The organism is Bacillus sp. FSL K6-6038 (assembly GCF_038050455.1).
GTDB classification, from domain to species: domain Bacteria; phylum Bacillota; class Bacilli; order Bacillales; family Bacillaceae_G; genus Bacillus_A; species Bacillus_A pseudomycoides.
This window is the reverse complement of the sequence record NZ_JBBOUH010000001.1, coordinates 4,103,698-4,123,592: the sequence shown is the minus strand read 5'-3', so window position 1 is coordinate 4,123,592 and position 19,895 is coordinate 4,103,698. Positions and strand designations below refer to the sequence as shown.

Here is a 19,895-nt window from a genome sequence, read left to right as displayed (position 1 = left end):
AAGTGACATACATATGATATACAAGGTCGTTCAACATTATAAACGTGGAGGATGAATGTATATGAAGGGGGTTATTTTAGCTGGAGGAAAAGGAAGGCGTCTTAGACCGTTAACATGTAATCTTCCAAAGCCAATGTTACCATTACTTGAAAAACCAGTTATAGAATACAATATTGAGTTACTAAGGGAGCATGGTATTCATGAGATTGCAATTACAGTTCAATATATGAGTACGGCAATTAGGCGGTATTTTGGTGATGGAAGTAAATGGGGAGTGGAGTTGCAATATTTCGAAGATTCGCCGCCGCTTGGTACGGCAGGAAGCATTAAACAAGCAGAAGCGTTTTTAGATGAGCCATTTGTTGTAATTAGTGGAGATGCATTGACGGATTTTAATTTATCGAAAGGAATTGAATTCCATCAATGCAGGAATAGACTGGTCACAATGTTTGTGAAGGAAGTGGAAAACCCACTATCATTTGGTTCAGTCGTTATGAATAGAGAGCATGAAATTATACGTTACATGGAAAAACCGAGTTGGAACGAAGTGATTTCAAATATTGTAAATACAGGCATTTATATTATGGACCCCGAAATTTTTTCTTATATTCCATCAGCGCAGTTTTTTGATTTTAGTCACCATGTCTTTCCTTTGCTGGAAAATAAAAAAGCACTCTTTGGATATGTAGCGCAAGGCTACTGGTTAGATATTGGCACATTAGATCAATATCGGCAGGCTCATTTTGACTTACTTACAAAGAAAGTACAGGTACCCATTTCTTATACGGAAGTACTACCGATGGTTTGGATGGGAGAAGGGGTAACTATTGAAAAGGGAACAAAAATTCACGGTCCATCTTTTATCGGAGAAGGAGCGTCCATCGGAGCGGGGGTAATAATTGAGCCATATTCAATTATCGGTAAGTGCAGCACAATATTAGATCATACGCATGTTCAAAAAAGTATTGTTCTTGCCCATACGTATGTAGGAAAACGCTGTGAGCTATTAGAAGCGACCGTTGGAGAAAATGCGATGATTAAAGATGATGTAACTTTATTTGAGAAAAGTGTGGTAGCAGACCGTTGCCAGATTGGAAAAAATACAGTGATACAACACAATGGGAAAATATGGCCTAATAAAGTTGTTGATAGTCATTCTATTATTGCCTCGTCAGGAATTACTGAAAATGAAAAAAACTCAGGTTGGCTGCAAAAAAGCCGGGTAGTAGGTAGAGGTAATATAGAAATGACACCTCAAGTTGTTGTAAAAATAGCAATGGCATATGGCTCTCTTTTTTCAAAAGGGGAGCGTATATTGATAGGGGGATATGATGATGTAAAAGTTGATATTTTTAAAAAGTTATTTCTACATGCAATTCATAGTGTTGGCTTGTATACGATGGAATGTCAAGAAATGAACGATTCGGCCTTTCGGTATGCGATCAATGAACTCGAATGTGCAGGGGGCATTTTTATTCGCTTTGAACAAGAAGAAGGAATTGTCATTCAACTGTATGGTAAGGAAGGCATAAGGTTATCGTATAAACAGCAAAAAGAAATGGAACACTTGTATATGTCAGAAGCATTTCATTATGTATATGATAAAGACATAGGACGAAATGAAACGGTACATGTTTGTTTAGAGAAATATGTTGAATCTGTATTAGTGTATTTGGATATCGAAACGATACAAAAGCAAACATTTCACCTTCTTATTAATAAAAGAGATGAAATGTTTCAGTCCCTACTCATATCCTTCTTGCGAAAACTAGGTTGCACAATTACATGGGTTTATGCTAGTGAGCAAAAAGAACATGTTAAATTGTTAATGAAATCAAGTAGAGCTCATATGGCTCTTATGTTTTATGAACAAGGAAATAAATTTGAATTATATGATAATCATGGTGGGATTTACCAAAGCGCGAATTGTGAAGAAATCGATGTGCCTGATTTATTACTTGAGACGACAGAAAGTGTTTATCCATTATCGTTAAAATTAGGAGAGTGCTATCTTCTTTTTTATATGTATGGTGAACAAAGTAAGTTTCAGATGAGATGGCAGCAAGATATTTTATATCGGATTGGAAAATTATTCGAACTAATTGCTCGGCAAGGAAATACTTTGTCGACGATGTTAGAGCAATCACCACCCCTTTACTTATTATGTGATGAAGTTGTTTGCTCGTGGAAAGAGAAAGGGAAAGTAATGGGAATGTTATTGCAAGATATGGAAAAAAGAGAAGTCGAAGTATTAGAGGGAATCCAATTTAAATATACAGAAAAAGAGTGGTCTTATATTGTTTCTGATGCAAAACATCCTAAATTTCTTGTATATTCACACGCGAGAAACCCAGTAATAGCAAAGGAAAATATGAAAACTCTTATAGAAAAAATTAGACAATATCAAAAGGTGTAGAATTTTTATTTTAAAAGTGGTATTATAGTATAGTCTGATTTAAGTTATTAGTGACTGGAGGGAAATAAGAATGCGTGTGAATATTACTCTAGCATGTACAGAATGCGGAGATCGTAACTATATCTCAAAGAAAAATAAACGTAACAACACGGAGCGCCTTGAGCTTAAAAAGTATTGCAAGCGTGACAAGAAGTCTACGTTACACCGTGAAACAAAGTAAGCAGTAGGAAATTTCCTACTGTTTCTTTTTTTTTACTATGGTTATAACCCTTATTGAAAAGTGATGATACATGAAAAAAATGATAGACTGTTTACAAGAACATAATTCATTTTTTCGATTAATAATTATAAAGTAAGTAAAGGATCACTTTATAGGGGGAAAAGCGTGTGAAAGAGGAGAAGGTACGTTTACGTAAGAAAATAGTAGAGCAAATGAATTTTTTATCGAAAGAACAGCACAAAACTTTATCAGAACAAATTGTATTTTCTTTATATGAACAAAAAGAGTGGAGAGAAGCGGAAACAATCGGAATTACTCTTTCGATGGAACATGAAGTGAATACATATGTAATTATTGAACAAGCATGGCGAGAAGGAAAAAAAGTTGTTGTACCAAAGTGTAATAGAGAGACAAGAACAATGATCTTTCGTCAAATTACAAATTTTGATCAATTAGAAACAGTATATATGAGCTTGCGTGAACCAATTCCTGCGCTAACAGTAGAAACAGAAGCAAATGAAATTGATCTTCTGTTTGTACCCGGAGTTGCGTATACAAGACGAGGGGAACGTATTGGGTACGGCGGTGGTTATTATGATCGTTATCTGCTGCAGTATGAAGGGAAAACGTTATCATTAGCTTTTGATTTTCAAATTGTAAGTTATATTCCAACAGAGTCGTTTGATCAAAATGTACAAAAAATTATTACAGAAAAAGAAACAATTCTTCAAAATGGACTTGTATAGACAAATAAAAATTGACGAGACTTTTTCTTGTTGATTATAATAAAATATGTGAACGTTTTCTTATTATATTTCCATAATAAGTGGACATAGAGGGTGATGAAATGATATCAATTTATGATATTCAGCAATTGCTAAAAAAATTTGGAACAATCATTTATACAGGTGATCGAATCGCTGATTTACAATTAATGCAAGATGAATTGCGTGAATTAAATCAATCACAGTTGATTGAGCCAAAAGACTATCAAACAGCTTTATTTTTATTGAAACAAGAGATTCAAAAAGAGATGAGCAAGAATTAGATAAAGGTAGGTTAGCAAAAATGGAAGAAAAGTGGTTAGTTGGTGTTGACCTTGGCGGGACAACGATTAAATTAGCATTTATCAATGTTTATGGTGAAATTTTACATAAGTGGGAAATCCCAACGAATACAAGTGGGCAAGGCAAACATATTACATTAGATGTAGCGAAAGCAATTGATAAAAAGTTAGAAGAACTAGGAGAATTAAAGAGCAAGCTAATTGGTATTGGTATGGGCGCTCCTGGACCTGTGCATGTCGCTTCTGGTATGATTTATGAAGCGGTTAATTTAGGGTGGAAAAACTATCCATTAAAAGATTTATTAGAAGTAGAAACAGGCTTACCTGTTGTGGTTGATAATGATGCAAACTTAGCAGCGCTTGGTGAAATGTGGAAAGGTGCTGGTGAGGGAGCAAAAGATCTAGTTTGTATGACGCTTGGAACTGGTGTTGGCGGCGGTGTAATTGCAAATGGTGAGATCGTGCACGGTGTAAGTGGTGCTGCTGGTGAAATCGGACATATTACAGTCGTAACAGAAAATGGATTTCCTTGTAACTGCGGGAAATCTGGCTGTCTAGAAACAGTAGCTTCAGCAACAGGTATTGTACGTGTTGCTATGCAAAAATTACAAGGTACAGATGAACCAAGCATACTTCACTCTATGTTAGAAGAAGAGGGACGTATTACATCTAAAGATGTATTTGAAGCGCTTGAACAAGGTGACGCTTTAGCGGAACAAGTTGTAGAAAAAGTAGCTTCTTATTTAGGGTTAGCTGTAGCAAATCTTTCTAGTACGTTAAATCCAGAAAAGATTGTAATTGGCGGTGGTGTATCTAAAGCTGGTGATGCATTGTTACAACCAATTCAGCGCTATTTTGCACAATATGCATTTTCTCGTGCTGTTAAGAGCACGAAGCTAGCAATTGCAACGCTTGGGAATGATGCTGGTGTAATTGGTGGAGCTTGGCTTGTGAAGAAGCATAAATATGAAGTTATGAAGTAAAAAGAATAGAATCAGTCAGGGCGAATCGGAATTAAGATGAGACTACGGGTATTTGCAAAATAATGAGAAGAGGAAGGGAGATCCCTTCCTCTTTTTTTATGCAAAATCTTGATGGGAAATAGAACTGTAAGTGAATTAATGAGCTGGTGGGTACCCGCTATAAAGGACAGTCATGACTGTAAACCAACCAAAAACAAGTACAGTTGCAACAGCAAAACCGCCTGCTAGTAAATTTTTTTCACGTAACGTTCTAAGGGTTGCGAATACAGCTAACAGAGTGACTAGCGCAAAAATGATAACAAGACCCATATATGATCCCCCTCTGCTCTCTCATTCTTTCGTTTGAGTTTTTGCAATATTTCTTCTTTTTTATTGTACATGTTTTAGAAATGATTGTCGAGATAGCATCGTTTCTTTTCCTAAGGAGAAGAAATGTTGTATCATAAAAGTAAGTTCAATAACTGGAGGAGATTTAAAAATGAAATGGATACAAATGCCATTAGGGCCATTACAAACAAATGCATATATTTTAAGTAATGATCAAAAAGAATGTATTATTTTTGATCCAGGTAGTGAAGGAGAAAAGCTTGTAACGTATTTACAAGAAGAACAATTAAAGCCGCTGGCTGTTTTATTAACACATGCTCATTTCGATCATATTGGTGCAGTTGATGCTGTGAGAGATGCTTTTCATATCCCAGTATATGTACATAAAGAAGAAGTGGATTGGTTAGGAGATGCGACTGTAAATGGTTCGCAAATTTTTATGATGAATCGAAGTATTACAGCGAAACCAGCTGATCAAATTATTGAAGGCGAAGGAATGTTAACGATTGGATCTTTTACATTTGAAATGTTTGAGACGCCAGGGCATTCTCCAGGCAGTATTTCATATTATTGCAAAGAGGCAAATGCTGTATTTTCAGGAGATGTATTATTCCGAATGAGTATTGGTCGAACAGATTTACCAGGTGGAAGTTTTGCAGAATTAATTGGAAGCATTGAAGAAAAATTATTTGTACTGCCAGATGACACAGCAGTATTATGTGGACATGGTCCAGAAACAAATATTGGTTTCGAAAAAGAAAATAATCCGTTTTTACAATAAGGAGCTATATAGGGATGGAGCTCGTTTTAAGAAAATGGATGGAAAAAGAAAAGGATTATTCGATTTCATATAGTACATATATGAACCTTGCACTGTATGATGAGGAGTACGGATATTATATGAAAGAACGTGAGAAAATCGGAAGAAATGGTGACTTTTTTACGAGTAGTAATATTTCTTCGGTATTTGCAAGGACGTTCGCTCGTTTTTTTATTCGACTTGTCCAAAATGGAGAGATCCCCCCGAATGTTTGTGAAATTGGAGGGGGAACAGGGAGATTTGCTTATGATGTTTTACAGGAATGGAAACAGTTATCTCCAGTAACCTATACAGGGTTACGATATTCTATTATTGAAGTGAGTCCTTTTCATAGAAGGTTGCAAAAACGTCAACTTGGTTCATTTCAAAATATTTCGCAGTACAAGTCCTATAAGGAATTAGGGGAGTCTTTTACAGGAATCGTTTTTTCAAACGAATTGTTTGATGCGTTTCCTGTTGAAGTGATAGAGAAGCGAGCTGGTATTTTGTATGAAGTTCGTATTACGTATACGGAGCAGCGGGAACTTACAGAAGTATTGCGGCCGTTAGAACAAGAAGTAATACGATGCTATTTACGAAGACATAAGATTGAGCTTTATGAAGGACAGCGCTTTGAAGTACCAATAGCAATGGAAACCTATTTACAAGAGATTATAGGATGGCTCAAGGAAGGCTTATTCATCACGGTTGATTATGGATATACAAAGGCGGAGTGGATGCATCCTGCGCATCATGAAGGGAGTCTAAGGGGATATTATGACCATAGGCTCATTCAGAACCCTCTGAATTATCCAGGTGAAATGGATATTACAGCGCATATTCATTGGGATGAATTGAAGAAAATAGGAGAAGAAAGCAGTCTTCATACAGTGTGGCATACAAAACAAAGGGGGTTTTTACTTGCGGCAGGTATATTAGAACAACTTGTTAGTCATCAAGATTCCGATCCTTTTTCTGAGAAACAGAAACAAAATCGAGCGGTTCGTTCTATGATTTTACATGGGGGAATAAGCGATGCTTTTGATGTTGTTATGCAAAAAAAAGGAATGCCACATTTTGATTTAAAGCATTATTTACATATATAGAAAAAAACAAGACACAGAATGATTCTGCGTCTTGTTTTTTGATACGACTTTAGGATATGTAGTATTGTATATTTTCTCTCATGATATATATTTATATTAAAGATATGAGATAGAAAATATAGAATACGTCCTTTTTGTTTGGTTACCCCTAACCTAGTAATACACGAACAAGTTGGATAATTGTTTCATTTTCTACTTTGTAGTAAATTTCCAATCCTTTTCTTTCACTAGAAACGATTTTAGCGCTTTTTAATTTCGCTAAATGTTGTGAAATTGTGGATTGTGGCATATTTAATCCTGTGTACATTGTCGAAACATTGCTTGGACCGCGTTCGATCAATCCTTTTACAATACATAAACGAACAGGGTGAGCAAGAACTTTCAGTAATTCTGCATTATTTTCGTATAGTTCTAATTCCTTTTGAAAGGTTTCTAACATGTTTTTTCCACCTCCATGCGAGCTGTTATACCCATACTATACATACCAAAAATCTAAAGAAAAGAAAATAGTTGTTGCAGAAAAAATGTTCTAAAGTAAAGAAATTGTAAGAAAAGAGAACATGATGTAAATAACTTTGCAAAATTTGTACGTTTTGTAACACAGTATTTTTTGTTAAAAATCGTGAATATACAGATACATTTGTAACACAATTTTATCACGATTTTGTTATTCTTTCAATTAATATACAAAATTTTTAAAATAATAAGAAAAAGAGATTTTATATGTTTCTATAGAATATAATTTTGGATGAAAAGAAGGCATATCATAACATACATTTCCTAAAACACTTTCACTTTCCTGAAGGTTTACTGAAAAAAGATAAGTGGTGATGATGTGATACGATTAGCAAAAGAATCTGATGCTGAATCATTTATTGCTATTAGAAAGGAAATCATTTTATCAGCAGCTACGACAAAGTTTTTTATATCTTCTCCAAATAAAATACCTGATAATGTGAATAAAGAAAGAGAAAAAATATTGAAAACTGTTGAGGATGGAAATCTTTATATAGTAAGTGAGATGGAAGGTGCAGTAGTCGGCTTTTTGATTTTCAATCGTTACAAACAAGAACGCTTAAAACATGTAGGAACAATGGGAATGGGTATCAGAGAGGAATGTTGCAATCAAGGTATCGGTACCAAATTAATAAAATTTCTTGTTAATTGGGCTAAAAAGCAGAAAGGTTTAGAAAAAATTTGCTTAGGGATCGTTTCTGTTAATGATAGGGCTATTAAAGTATACAAACGTACTGGTTTTATAGAAGAAGGTAGACAACGGAAACAAATTAAATATGAAGATGGTTCTTATGGAGAGGATACATTAATGGCTTATTATCTTCAATAGAGGGACTTTACCTAAGTGCATATGATGAGTTTATGGTGGTAAATCCTGAGTACCGTAATAAAAAAGGATAGACCAAGCGAATGTAATTTGCTTGGTCTATCCTTTTTTATAATGTGAAACATTTTATTTCTATATCAGATGGGAATTTTCTCATGCATTCACAGGTTCCTCTACAAAAGAAAGTGCATTTTCAAAATCGGTAATTAAATCATCTACATTTTCAAGGCCAACTGATAAACGGAGCAATGAATTAGAAATACCTCTTTCATCGCGTGCTTTTTGTGATAATGCTGCATGTGACATTTTTGCAGGATAGGAGAGGATGGATTCCACAGCTCCTAAACTTACTGCAAATACAGGAAGCTTGACTTGTGATAAAAATTTTCGCAAAGCATCTTCAGATTGTAACGTGAAAGATAAAACAGCACCGGCAGTTTGTGCTTGTGAGTGCTGTATGTCATAGCCAAGGTGTGATTCTAATCCAGGGTAATACACATTCTGAATTTTCGAGTGTTTTTGTAAATAAAGAGCAATTTTATTCGCGTTTGTTGCTGAGTGTTCGAGACGTACGTGTAATGTTTTCAGACCGCGAAGAACGAGAGAGCAATCTTGTGGGCCTAATATAGCGCCAAATGCATTTTGCAGGAAGCCGAGTTTTTTAGCGAGTTCATCATCTTTTACAACTGCTAATCCAGCTGTAACATCACTATGACCGGCAATAAACTTTGTCGCACTATGGAGAACCACATCTGCTCCAAGTTCGAGTGGTTTTTGGAATAGTGGTGTTAAAAATGTGTTATCAACAAAAGTAAGAGCTCCGGTAGATTTCGCTAATTCGCAAACAGTACGAATGTCGGTTACTTTTAATAATGGATTGGATGGTGTTTCAATGTAAAAGACTTTTGTATTTGGTCTAATGTTTTGTTTTACTGCCTCTACATTTGTCATATCAACAAATGTATGTGAAACACCGTAACGAGACAGAACCTCTGTTACAATGCGATATGTTCCCCCGTATACATCTTCTGAAATGAGAACATGATCGCCTTGCGAGAGAAGGAGGAAGGCAGTAGAAATCGCTGCAATTCCAGATGCGAAGGCAAATCCTTTTGTTCCCCCTTCTAATAAAGCGATTATGTCTTCAAGTGCTTCACGTGTTGGATTCCCAGAGCGACTGTAGTCGTATTTTCCAAAGGTATCTACATCAAATTGATGAAATGTCGATGTATTATAAATGGGAACGTTAACAGCTCCTGTTTGTGAATCATGTTTATATTGGTTATGAAGTAAGAGTGTATCTAACGAATAACTCATATTCTTACACCTTCTTTTACATGTTTAATAGCTTGCTTTAAGTCTTGAATTAAATCATCCCCGTTTTCAATGCCAACGGAAAAACGGAGAAGACGATTACATACCCCGCGTGCTATACGCACTGATTCTGGGATATCTGCATGTGTTTGTGTTGCTGGATATGTCATTAAACTTTCAACCCCGCCAAGACTTTCTGCAAATGTAATTAACGATAAAGATTGTAAGAAAGGATTTATCCATTTTTCATCGCGAAGACGAAATGAAATCATACCGCCCCTTCCTGGATAAAAAACATCGGTTACACCATTCTCCCCATTTAAATAAGAAACGATTTTTTTTGCGTTTTCTTCATGTTGTTTCATACGAAGAGCCAATGTTTTCATACCACGAATTAATAACCACGAATCAAATGGACTTAATACAGCACCAGAAGCGTTATGATAGTGGGCAAGTGCTTCGCAAAGTGTCTGACCTTTTGCAACGACAAGGCCGCTTAGTACATCGTTATGTCCACCTAAATACTTTGTTGCGCTGTGAAGGACAATATCTGCGCCTTCTGTTAATGGTTGTTGTATATAAGGAGTGTAGAAAGTATTATCGACAATTAGAAGTAGGTCGTGCCGTTTTGCGACAGTTGCGACAGCTGCAATATCAGTGACTTGCATTAATGGATTGGTCGGTGTTTCGATAAAAATAGCCTTTGTTTGAGAAGTGACAGCTTGTTCTATTTGTTTAATAGATTGTGTATCTACGTATCTACATCGAATATTCCACTTTTCCTCATGTTCCGAAAATAAGCGGTAGGTCCCTCCGTATAAATCTTCTGATACGATAAGTTCATCTCCAGAACGGAATAAGGAAAGAATAAGAAGAACAGCTGCCATTCCAGAACTACAGGCATAGCCTTGTTCACCTTCTTCTAAATCAGCAATTGCGCGTTCTAAAAGACCACGTGTTGGATTTCCTGTTCGTGAATAATCAAAGCCTGTTGACTTTCCAATTCCTTCATGACGATAAGCTGTTGAAAAGTAAACAGGGGGATTAACTGTTCCTGTTGTAGTTTCGCTTCGATTTCCGATTTGTGCTAGTTTTGTTTCGATTGTTGACATGTGAAATTCCTCCTTTATAAAAATAAAAAAAGCCTTCTAAGAAGAAGGCTTTCATGCGAATATAGTCTTCTTCTTATCTGTCAAATCTTTTCACAATTTGCTGGAATTAGCACCTTATTAACGAACGTGTTAATGGTTGCTGAGGTGTCATAGGGCCAGTCCCTCTACCTCTCTAGATAAGAATATTTTGTATGAAATTTTATTATGGTTTTAACTTTACAACAAAAGATAATTGAATTGCAACTTTATTTTAAACAATTTTCATTTTTCTGCTAATTCAATTGACTTTTAGTCTATCCCATGCTAAATTTATGAGAAAATTAACAAAGATTGTTAAAAGGTACACGTATTTCCTTTTAAAACATAGATGAATAATAAAGACAAACTCTTATTGAGAGCGGTGGAGGGAAAGGCCCTGTGAAACCCGGCAACCTTCAAACGAAATGTTTGAAACGGTGCTAATACCTGCAAAACAATTTGTTTTGCATGATAAGAGGAGGATTGATGATGTCCCCCTCTTCAAGATGAAGAGGGGGTTTTTATATTGATAGAAAAGAGGGAGACAAGTGAAAATTCTAGATTTAGTATCAAAAGGAATTGTTATCGGTGATGGCGCAATTGGTACGTTATTACATTCTCATGGTTTGCAAAGTAGTTTTGAAGAATTAAACTTATCTGATCCAGATCTTATTATATCTATTCATAAACAATATGTAGCTGCTGGGGCAGATATTATTCAAACAAATACATATGGTGCAAATGAAGCGAAATTACGCATGTATGGTTTGGAAAATCAGGTCACCCAAATTAATAAAGCAGCGGTTAAACTTGCAAAAGCAGCCGTAACAGATAAGAACGCCATTTTAGGGACCATCGGTGGGATGAAGCATATCGGGGCCGTTACAACGACTGATATGGAACGAGAGTTTATGCTACTTGAGCAAGCGGGAGCATTATTAGAAGAAAAGGTTGACGGATTATTATTAGAAACATTTTATGATGAGTTCGAATTGTTACATGCAGTGAAAGTATTGCGAAAACAAACAGATATTCCAATTATTGCACAGCTAGCGCTTCATGAAGCGGGCGCAACGCAAAATGGAAATGATGTAAATGGAATATTAACGCAGCTTTTAGATTACGGTGCAAATGTAGTCGGTTTAAACTGTCAGTTAGGACCGCTTCATATGACGGAAGCTTTTAAAATGATATCGATTCCTAAAAATGGTTATTTGTCGGCTTATCCAAATGCAGGCCTTCCAAACTATGTAGAAGGACGTTACGTATATGAAGGAAGCCCTGCTTATTTTGAAGAGATGACACCGAAATTTATTGAACAAGGTATTCGTTTGTTAGGGGGCTGTTGTGGTACAACGCCAGCACATATTGAAGGGATGAAGCGTGTAATTGCGAATGTAACGCCTGTTACAGAAAAACAAATTGTTCAAAGACAACAAGTAGTTCATATCCAAACAAAACGTGCTAGCACTCATGTTACCCTTGCAGAAAAAGCGAAGAAGCAAACAACGGTGGTTGTTGAACTAGATCCCCCAAAAACATTAGATACGCAGCGTTTTTTTGAAGGGGCAAGGGCATTGAAAAGAGCGGGAGCAGATGCCATTACGTTAGCAGATAATTCGTTAGCATCCCCGCGCATTTCAAACATGGCAATGGGGGCATTATTAACGAAGCATGATATTCCAGTACTGACGCATTTAACGTGCCGTGATCATAATGTCATTGGTTTGCAATCTCATTTACTAGGTTTATCGGCTTTAGGAATGGAAGAAGTGTTAGCTTTAACAGGTGATCCAGCGCGAGTGGGGGATTTTCCTGGAGCGACTTCTGTATATGATTTGTCTTCTATTGAATTAATTAAAATGATTAAAGAAATGAATGATGGTCGATCTATTTTAGGAAAATCCATTGGTCCAGCGACAAGGTTTTCTGTTGGAGGAGCTTTTAATCCGCACGTGAGACATTTAAAAGCAGCGGTGAAGCGAATGGAGAGGAAAATTGCAGCTGGTGCAGAGTATTTCTTAACACAGCCAATTTACGATGTAGCCTTAATTGAAGAAATATACGAGGCGACAAAACATTTAGAAAAACCAATTTTTATTGGAATTATGCCTTTAGTAAGTAAACGTAATGCTGATTTTCTTCATTTTGAGGTGCCAGGCATTACATTGCCTGAGGAAGTAAGACAGAGAATGGATGGGCATGAAACGCAGGAGTCTGCAATTGAAGAAGGAATTCGTATTTCTCAGGAATTAATTAATGCCGCAATGAAATACTTTAACGGTATTTATCTCATTACGCCATTTTTGAAATATGAAATTACAGAAAATCTCGTTAAGTATGTGAAAGAAAAGCAAGACGTGAAAGAGGGAATCAACTGATGAGACCGATAGAAGAGAGATTACAACATGATATTTTAATATTAGATGGCGCGATGGGAACGATGATTCAGCAGGCAGATTTAACTGCAGAAGATTTTGGAGGTGAAGAATACGAAGGTTGTAATGAATACTTAGTAAAAACAAGGCCAGATGTTATTTTAGGTATCCATAAAGCTTACATTGAAGCGGGTGCGGATATTATCGAAACAAATACGTTTGGTGCTACGAATATCGTATTGCATGATTATGAGCTATCTCATTTAGATGAAGAGTTAAATGAAAGAGCGGCGTTTTTAGCAAAGCAAGCGGTAAAGGAGAGTGGTAAAGAAGTATATGTAGCAGGTGCGATGGGGCCAACAACAAAAGCAATTAGTGTAACAGGCGGTGTAACGTTTGAAGAACTAATTGAAGCTTATACGAGACAAGCTCGGGGCTTATTACGAGGTGGCGTTGACGTATTGCTTGTAGAGACAAGCCAAGATATGCGTAACGTGAAAGCGGCGTATTTAGGGATTCAGGAAGCGTTTACGGAAGCAAATCATACGGTTCCGCTTATGATTTCAGGAACCATTGAACCGATGGGAACAACGTTAGCGGGGCAAACAATCGAGGCATTTTATTTATCAATTGAGCATATGAAACCATTATCTGTCGGATTAAACTGTGCTACAGGACCAGAATTTATGCGCGAACACATTCGTTCTCTTTCTGACTTATCAGAGTGTTATATTTCTTGTTATCCAAATGCTGGTCTTCCAGACGAGGATGGACATTATCATGAGTCACCGACTTCACTTGCAGAAAAGGTGAAACAATTTGCTAAAGAAGGGTGGATCAATATTATCGGTGGTTGTTGCGGTACAACACCTAATCATATACGAGCGATAAAAGTTTCGCTTGAGTCCCTTGAACCACGTGAGAATCATGAACGAGAAGGCCACGGTATTAGTGGTTTAGAAGCGTTGCAATATGATGATTCTATGAGGCCATTATTTGTGGGAGAGAGAACAAATGTTATTGGATCAAGAAAATTTAAGCGATTAGTAGCTGAAGGGAATTTTGCAGAAGCTGCTGAAATTGCGAGGGCGCAAGTGAAGAAAAATGCCCATATTATTGATATTTGTATGGCGGATCCAGATCGTGATGAAGTAGAAGATATGGAGAACTTTTTGGCAGAAGTAACGAAAGTATTAAAAGTTCCGATTATGATAGATTCAACGGATGATAATGTTATGGCAAAAGCTCTCACGTATATACAAGGAAAAGGGGTTATTAACTCTATTAATTTAGAAAATGGAGAAGAGCGTTTTGAGAAAGTAACACCTCTTCTTCATAAATATGGTGCGGCAATTGTAGTAGGAACGATTGATGAAGAGGGCATGGCAGTTAGTGCAGAAAGAAAGTTAGAAATTGCAAAGAGAAGTTACGAGTTATTAACGAAGAAATATGGTATACGTCCATCCGATATTATTTTTGATGCACTCGTTTTCCCGGTAGGAACTGGTGATGAAGAATATATTGGTTCGGCAGCAGCGACGATAGAAGGGATTCGTCTTATTAAAGAATCACTGCCAGAATGTTTAACAATTTTAGGAGTAAGTAATATATCGTTTGGTTTACCGCCAGCTGGTCGCGAAGTGCTAAACTCGGTCTTTTTATATCATGCAACAAAGGCTGGGCTTGACTACGCAATTGTGAATACTGAAAAGCTAGAGCGCTATGCATCCATTCCAGAAGAGGAAAAGGAACTCGCAGATGCACTATTATTCGAAACAACGAAAGAAACACTAGAAGAATTTACGAACTTTTACCGGGTTGCTAAGAAAAAAGAAGCGGTCATACAAGAAACATTAACACTTGATGAAAGGTTAGCAAATTATATTGTAGAAGGAACGAAGCAGGGTTTACATGAAGATTTAAGTTTCGCACTAACAGAAGGAAGAAAGCCCCTTGATATTATTAACGGTCCGCTTATGATGGGGATGGACGAAGTAGGTCGTTTGTTTAATAACAATGAGCTTATCGTTGCTGAAGTATTGCAAAGTGCAGAAAGTATGAAAGCTGCTGTTGCGTATTTGGAGCCTTATATGGAATCTAGCGATAGTGCGAAAAAAGGAAAGGTATTATTAGCAACTGTAAAAGGTGATGTACATGATATTGGCAAAAACCTTGTAGAGATTATTTTATCAAATAACGGCTATGATATTGTTAATTTAGGAATTAATGTGCGCTCTGATCGCATTGTGCAAGAGGTAAAAGAAAAGAAACCAGACATTATCGGACTTTCTGGATTATTAGTAAAATCGGCGCAGCAAATGGTAGCAACTGCCGAAGATTTACAAGCGGCAAATATTGATATTCCCATTGTTGTAGGTGGTGCGGCATTGACAAGAAAGTTTACAGATAACCGTATTTCACCTTCCTATAATGGACTCGTATTATATGCAAGTGATGCGATGACAGGACTCGATCTTATCAATCGATTGCAAAAAGAAGAAGAACGAGAAAAAATGAAACAGGATAAAAAAAATCGCCACATTCATGTCGTGAAACAAGAGGAGAAAAAAGTGGAGAAACCAGCCGTCATTGAACCGTTGCCGAAAGCAAAAGTTATGGTGCCGGACTCAACAAAACGGGTTGTACTTCGTGATATTCCAGTTTCACATCTTGCACCATTTTTAAACAGGCAAATGCTAATTGGTCATCACCTTGGTTTAAAAGGAAATGTGAAAAAATTATTAAAAGAAGGTGATAAGAGAGCGCATGAGTTAAACAATTTAATTGATGAATTATTACAAGAAGGACAATCTTGGCTATGTCCAAAAGCTGTTTATCAATTTTTTCCTGCCCAAAGTGATGGACAAACTATTATTATTTATGATCCAGAAGATCGTACACGTGTGCTAGAGCGTTTTTCATTCCCAAGACAAGGGAAAGCTCCGTACCGTACATTAGGGGATTACTTACGTCCTGTCGGTGATGAAATGGATTATGTCGCCTTTTTATCTGTTACAGTGGGGCAAGGTGTGCGTGATATTGCGGAAGAATGGAAAGAGAAAGGGGATTATTTACGTAGCCATGCGATTCAATCGTTAGCGCTAGAGCTAGCAGAGGGACTCGCTGAAAAAACACATATGTTGATTCGTGATCGTTTTGGAATTCCGGATTCACCGGAGATGACGATGGAAGAGCGATTCCGTACAAAATATCAGGGAATTCGTGTTTCTTTTGGTTATCCAGCTTGCCCAGAACTTGCTGATCAAGAAAAACTATTTCGCTTAATTCAGCCAGAGGAGATTGGAATCTCACTAACAGAAGGATTTATGATGGAGCCGGAAGCATCTGTAACGGCAATGGTATTTGCTCACCCCGAAGCACGATATTTTAGTGTACTATAGTGTAGAAGGGGGAGAGGTATGAAAAGAATAGTCTTTACAGGCGGTGGTTCGGCTGGACATGTGACACCTAATTTAGCAATTATTCCACATTTGCAAAAAAAGGGCTGGGATATTTCTTATATAGGTTCTCATCAAGGGATTGAAAAAACGATTATAGAGAACGAAGGAATTCCATACTATGGTATAGCGAGCGGAAAGTTACGCCGTTATTTTGATTTGAAAAATATAAAAGATCCTTTTCTCGTTATGAAGGGTGTTATGGATGCTTATGTACGAATAAGAAAATTAAAACCTGATGTTATTTTTTCAAAGGGTGGTTTTGTATCTGTACCAGTAGTAATTGGCGGATGGTTAAATCGTGTTCCAGTCTTGTTACATGAATCGGATATGACACCAGGACTAGCGAATAAAATTGCACTCCGTTTTGCTTCAAAAATATTTGTTACGTTTGAAGAAGCTGCACAACATTTGCCAACAGAAAAGGTGGTTTATACAGGTTCGCCTGTGAGGGAAGAAGTGCTACGTGGAAATCGTGAAAAAGGATTACACTTTCTTCGGTTCCATACTAGAAAACCAGTTATCACGGTTATGGGAGGAAGTCTAGGGGCAAAGAAAATCAATGAAACAGTACAAGAAGCATTGCCACAGCTCCTTAAAAATTATCAAGTTGTTCACCTATGCGGAAAAGGAAATCTAGACGAGACGTTACAAGGTATAGAAGGGTATAGGCAATTTGAATATGTGCACGGAGAATTGCCAGATGTGTTAGGGGCAACTGATTTTGTCATCTCACGAGCTGGATCGAATGCGATTTTTGAATTTTTAACATCGCAAAAACCGATGCTTTTAATTCCATTACCGAAAGCTTCAAGCCGCGGAGATCAAATTTTAAATGCACAATCGTTTGAAAGACAAGGGTATGCAGCGGTTTTATATGAAGAAACTGTAACAGTGACATCCCTTATGAAGCATATAGAAGAGTTAAATCATAATTGTGAGAAGTATAAAAAAGAATTAAAAAAGTATAGTGGAAAAGAAGCAGTACAGACCATTATGAAATATATTACGGAGGCGTGATTTCTAAAAAATCATGTCTTTTTTAGTAGAATGAAAGGTTCGAAGAATTACTTTATTTATGTTACAATAACAGAGATTTAATAGGGGAATTCCAGTTCTTTGAGCGTGAAAATACGAATGGATTAGGAGTGACTGTGTTGGAGCTGAGTCTCTATGAAAATACTGCTCTGATTATATGTTTTGTGCTATACGTTGGTAGTGTTATTATTTACATTTCAAGAAAATTTTCACAAGAACGAAACTTAGAAAAATCGGAAATAACAGCTGAGTTAGAGATGTTAGCCGATGAAAGTGATAAAAAGCAAAAAATAAGAGAAAAGCATGAGGCACCCCACCATTTAAACGCAAAATAAGTTTTGAATGTGGGGATTTCTTTTGGCGAAATCCTTCTCTATTATTATCATTAACGCTAAAAAAGGAGTTTCCCTTTGGTTTTATAAATAAGGAGCTAATTCATATGAATTTCTATATTGCATCAAGTTTTCAAAACAAACATCTTGTTCAATTTGTAGCGAGTCAATTGAAAGAAGCGGGATGGCATCATACATATAATTGGACTCAAAATGAAAGAGCGACAAATAGAGAACAATTACAGAAGATTGGTCAAGCAGAAAAGCAGGCGATACAAAACGCTGATGTTTTTCTACTTTTATTAGATGGCGGAAATGGGAGTCACACGGAGCTTGGTATGGCTATTGCGCTAGAGAAGAAAATCTATATGTATCATAAAAACAATCCGCTTCAAACAACGTTTTACCATTTACCAGAAGTGGATATTTTTCAAGGGGAAGTGGAGGAGTTTGTTTCATACGTCATGAATAAAGGAGACGCATAGATCATGCAGGTTTATGATACGATATACGGTAATTTTGAAATAGACGGTGTATTAGAAGAACTATTACAAACAGAAGCCATGCAAAGGCTGAAGAAAATTCATCAAGTTGGAGCAAGCTTTCTTGTAAAACCAGAGTGGAATATAACTCGTTATGAGCATTCAATTGGAGTTATGCTTCTTGTGAAAATGCTGGGCGGGGGTGAAGCGGAACAAATTGCAGCATTGCTTCACGATGTATCACATACTGCTTTTTCACACGTTGTAGATCGTGTATTACATAAAAAAGATGAAGACTATCATGAACATATTTTTGATACAGTCATTGAAAACTCGGATATCCCGCTCATTTTGAAAAAGTATGGATATGATTCTAAAATGCTTCAAAACTGGGAACAATGGATGCTGTTGGAACAACCACTACCAGCTCTATGCGCAGATCGTATAGATTATACACTTCGCGATTTATATACATATGGAATGATTTCAAAACAAGAAGTTCTTACATTTTTAAATCAATTAATTGTCCATGAAAAACAAATCTGTCTTAGTACGCTAGAGGCGGCAGAGTGGTTTACAACAGTCTATTACAAAGAAACAATTGATTTCTTTCTACATCCATTAGGCTCATATAGTTATCATGTATTAACAAAAGTTTTGCAACTAGCGTTAGAAAAGCATGTGATACATACTGAAGATTTCTTGTGCGATGATGAGGTAGTGCTTCAAAAATTGAAATGTTGTCGTGATGAAGAGATAACGAGTGTATTGGCTACTTTACATCCAAATGTAATAGTAGAAGAGAATACTCAAGAGTATGATATTTGTTACTCGGGTGGGAAGGAACGCTTAATTGATCCACATGTCTATATGAATGGTAAAATATATAAAGCGTCTCGTTTATCTGAACATGTAAGGTCATGCAATCAAAATGCGAAAGAGAACTTCAATCAAAATATATATTTAAAAATAAAGAAAGCATAAAGGAGTTATAAATATGAAATTAGAACAAGGATGGGAAACAAGCTTTTTAGAAGTTATACAAAAAAGTGAATTCAAAAAAGGTGCACTGCGTAGTCAGCTACTTTGTGCAGACGGAGAAGAAGTAGAAGAACTTGCAGACGATTATGGATATGATGAAATTGTAAATCGTGAACATGATGAAGAACTCGCAGAAATTTTAGGTGAAGAACTCTTTAGTGAAATGGAACGTTATGTATTTCTATCTTCACAACCTGAAGAAAAACTTATTTCATTTGTAAATGGGTTAGGATTTCATATTTTAGATTGGATTGTTCTACTTGAAACAGAATTCGGTATAGATAGTGCAGTATTTTCATCGGATGCAGTAAAAATGTTAGAAAAACGTTTTAGACAGTTTCCGTATATAGAAGATAAGACAATTTTTGATATGACAATTGGAGAAGCGATGAATGTATTAGAGTCTGTTACAGGGTTACAATTGAAAGAGAAGATGAGTATATAATAGTGAAAATGAAAAAGA

Annotated in this window: 19 protein-coding genes and 2 riboswitches; of the genes, 15 read left to right on the top strand and 4 right to left on the bottom strand. The window is 36.4% G+C overall.

The features are described from left to right. The first annotated feature begins 61 nt into the window (after positions 1–61). The 5 genes from NSQ40_RS21750 to glcK all read left to right on the top strand — a co-directional run bounded on the left by NSQ40_RS21750 (position 62) and on the right by glcK (position 4,685). Positions 62–2,416 (top strand): sugar phosphate nucleotidyltransferase, encoded by a 2,355-nt coding sequence (locus NSQ40_RS21750; protein WP_097786623.1) that lies wholly within the window; start codon positions 62–64, stop codon positions 2,414–2,416. A gap of 70 nt (positions 2,417–2,486) precedes the next feature. Continuing rightward, positions 2,487–2,636, top strand: coding sequence for a 50S ribosomal protein L33 (rpmG, locus tag NSQ40_RS21745; RefSeq protein ID WP_001265618.1), 150 nt, complete (start codon positions 2,487–2,489; stop codon positions 2,634–2,636). 167 nt (positions 2,637–2,803) lie between these two features. Continuing rightward, positions 2,804–3,382: a 5-formyltetrahydrofolate cyclo-ligase gene (locus NSQ40_RS21740; RefSeq protein WP_003200367.1), complete on the top strand. Its 579-nt coding sequence runs from the start codon at positions 2,804–2,806 to the stop codon at positions 3,380–3,382. 101 nt (positions 3,383–3,483) lie between these two features. Next, on the top strand, positions 3,484–3,684 hold the full coding sequence (locus tag NSQ40_RS21735) for a YqgQ family protein (protein ID WP_016116335.1): 201 nt from the start codon (positions 3,484–3,486) through the stop codon (positions 3,682–3,684). 20 nt (positions 3,685–3,704) lie between these two features. After that, positions 3,705–4,685, top strand: a complete 981-nt coding sequence (gene glcK, locus NSQ40_RS21730; RefSeq protein ID WP_098158961.1) for a glucokinase — start codon at positions 3,705–3,707, stop codon at positions 4,683–4,685. 135 nt (positions 4,686–4,820) lie between these two features. Here the strand turns inward: glcK and NSQ40_RS21725 are convergent, their stop codons facing one another. Further along, positions 4,821–4,994, bottom strand: a complete 174-nt coding sequence (locus NSQ40_RS21725) for a DUF2759 domain-containing protein (RefSeq protein WP_003200373.1) — start codon at positions 4,992–4,994, stop codon at positions 4,821–4,823. A 169-nt stretch (positions 4,995–5,163) separates the two neighbouring features. Here NSQ40_RS21725 and NSQ40_RS21720 point away from each other — a divergent pair, with 169 nt between their 5' ends. Continuing rightward, on the top strand, positions 5,164–5,793 hold the full coding sequence (locus NSQ40_RS21720; RefSeq protein WP_258248291.1) for an MBL fold metallo-hydrolase: 630 nt from the start codon (positions 5,164–5,166) through the stop codon (positions 5,791–5,793). Between the two features lie 8 nt (positions 5,794–5,801). Then, positions 5,802–6,917, top strand: a complete 1,116-nt coding sequence (locus NSQ40_RS21715) for a class I SAM-dependent methyltransferase (protein ID WP_341286170.1) — start codon at positions 5,802–5,804, stop codon at positions 6,915–6,917. A 148-nt stretch (positions 6,918–7,065) separates the two neighbouring features. Here NSQ40_RS21715 and NSQ40_RS21710 read toward each other — a convergent pair whose 3' ends face one another. Further along, positions 7,066–7,356 (bottom strand): ArsR/SmtB family transcription factor, encoded by a 291-nt coding sequence (locus NSQ40_RS21710; protein WP_000894376.1) that lies wholly within the window; start codon positions 7,354–7,356, stop codon positions 7,066–7,068. Between the two features lie 396 nt (positions 7,357–7,752). Here NSQ40_RS21710 and NSQ40_RS21705 point away from each other — a divergent pair, with 396 nt between their 5' ends. Then, the gene (locus NSQ40_RS21705; RefSeq protein WP_003208508.1) at positions 7,753–8,262 is read left to right on the top strand and encodes a GNAT family N-acetyltransferase; all 510 of its coding nucleotides are present in this window, start codon (positions 7,753–7,755) and stop codon (positions 8,260–8,262) included. A 150-nt stretch (positions 8,263–8,412) separates the two neighbouring features. On the opposite strand, the gene metC is transcribed toward NSQ40_RS21705, so the two are convergent. Then, positions 8,413–9,576, bottom strand: coding sequence for a cystathionine beta-lyase (gene metC / locus NSQ40_RS21700; RefSeq protein WP_097786622.1), 1,164 nt, complete (start codon positions 9,574–9,576; stop codon positions 8,413–8,415). Beyond that, the gene (locus tag NSQ40_RS21695) at positions 9,573–10,685 is read right to left on the bottom strand and encodes a methionine biosynthesis PLP-dependent protein (RefSeq protein ID WP_003200382.1); all 1,113 of its coding nucleotides are present in this window, start codon (positions 10,683–10,685) and stop codon (positions 9,573–9,575) included. The genes metC and NSQ40_RS21695 overlap by 4 nt, the downstream gene beginning before the upstream one ends. A gap of 70 nt (positions 10,686–10,755) precedes the next feature. Continuing rightward, a riboswitch (SAM riboswitch) is annotated at positions 10,756–10,868 on the bottom strand. A 202-nt stretch (positions 10,869–11,070) separates the two neighbouring features. Beyond that, a riboswitch (SAM riboswitch) is annotated at positions 11,071–11,181 on the top strand. A 70-nt stretch (positions 11,182–11,251) separates the two neighbouring features. Here NSQ40_RS21695 and NSQ40_RS21690 point away from each other — a divergent pair. From NSQ40_RS21690 to NSQ40_RS21660, 7 genes are all read left to right on the top strand, one after another. Then, positions 11,252–13,084, top strand: coding sequence for a bifunctional homocysteine S-methyltransferase/methylenetetrahydrofolate reductase (locus NSQ40_RS21690; RefSeq protein ID WP_006096011.1), 1,833 nt, complete (start codon positions 11,252–11,254; stop codon positions 13,082–13,084). Then, a complete protein-coding gene (gene metH / locus NSQ40_RS21685) occupies positions 13,084–16,482 on the top strand; it encodes a methionine synthase (protein WP_098715699.1) in 3,399 nt (1,132 codons plus the stop codon). Before NSQ40_RS21690 ends, metH begins: the two co-directional genes overlap by 1 nt. Positions 16,483–16,500: 18 nt before the next feature. Next, positions 16,501–17,559: an undecaprenyldiphospho-muramoylpentapeptide beta-N-acetylglucosaminyltransferase gene (locus NSQ40_RS21680; RefSeq protein ID WP_003200389.1), complete on the top strand. Its 1,059-nt coding sequence runs from the start codon at positions 16,501–16,503 to the stop codon at positions 17,557–17,559. A gap of 80 nt (positions 17,560–17,639) precedes the next feature. Next, positions 17,640–17,912 carry a DUF3966 domain-containing protein gene (locus tag NSQ40_RS21675; RefSeq protein ID WP_026008572.1) on the top strand — a complete coding sequence of 91 codons (273 nt, stop codon included), beginning with the start codon at positions 17,640–17,642 and terminating at the stop codon, positions 17,910–17,912. 104 nt (positions 17,913–18,016) lie between these two features. After that, positions 18,017–18,394, top strand: coding sequence for a nucleoside 2-deoxyribosyltransferase (locus tag NSQ40_RS21670; protein WP_003200399.1), 378 nt, complete (start codon positions 18,017–18,019; stop codon positions 18,392–18,394). A 3-nt stretch (positions 18,395–18,397) separates the two neighbouring features. Then, the gene (locus tag NSQ40_RS21665; protein ID WP_098187920.1) at positions 18,398–19,375 is read left to right on the top strand and encodes an HD domain-containing protein; all 978 of its coding nucleotides are present in this window, start codon (positions 18,398–18,400) and stop codon (positions 19,373–19,375) included. Positions 19,376–19,388: 13 nt separating this feature from the next. Beyond that, complete coding sequence (locus tag NSQ40_RS21660) at positions 19,389–19,877, top strand: hypothetical protein (RefSeq protein ID WP_003200401.1); 489 nt, start codon at positions 19,389–19,391, stop codon at positions 19,875–19,877. The last annotated feature ends 18 nt before the right edge of the window (positions 19,878–19,895 follow it).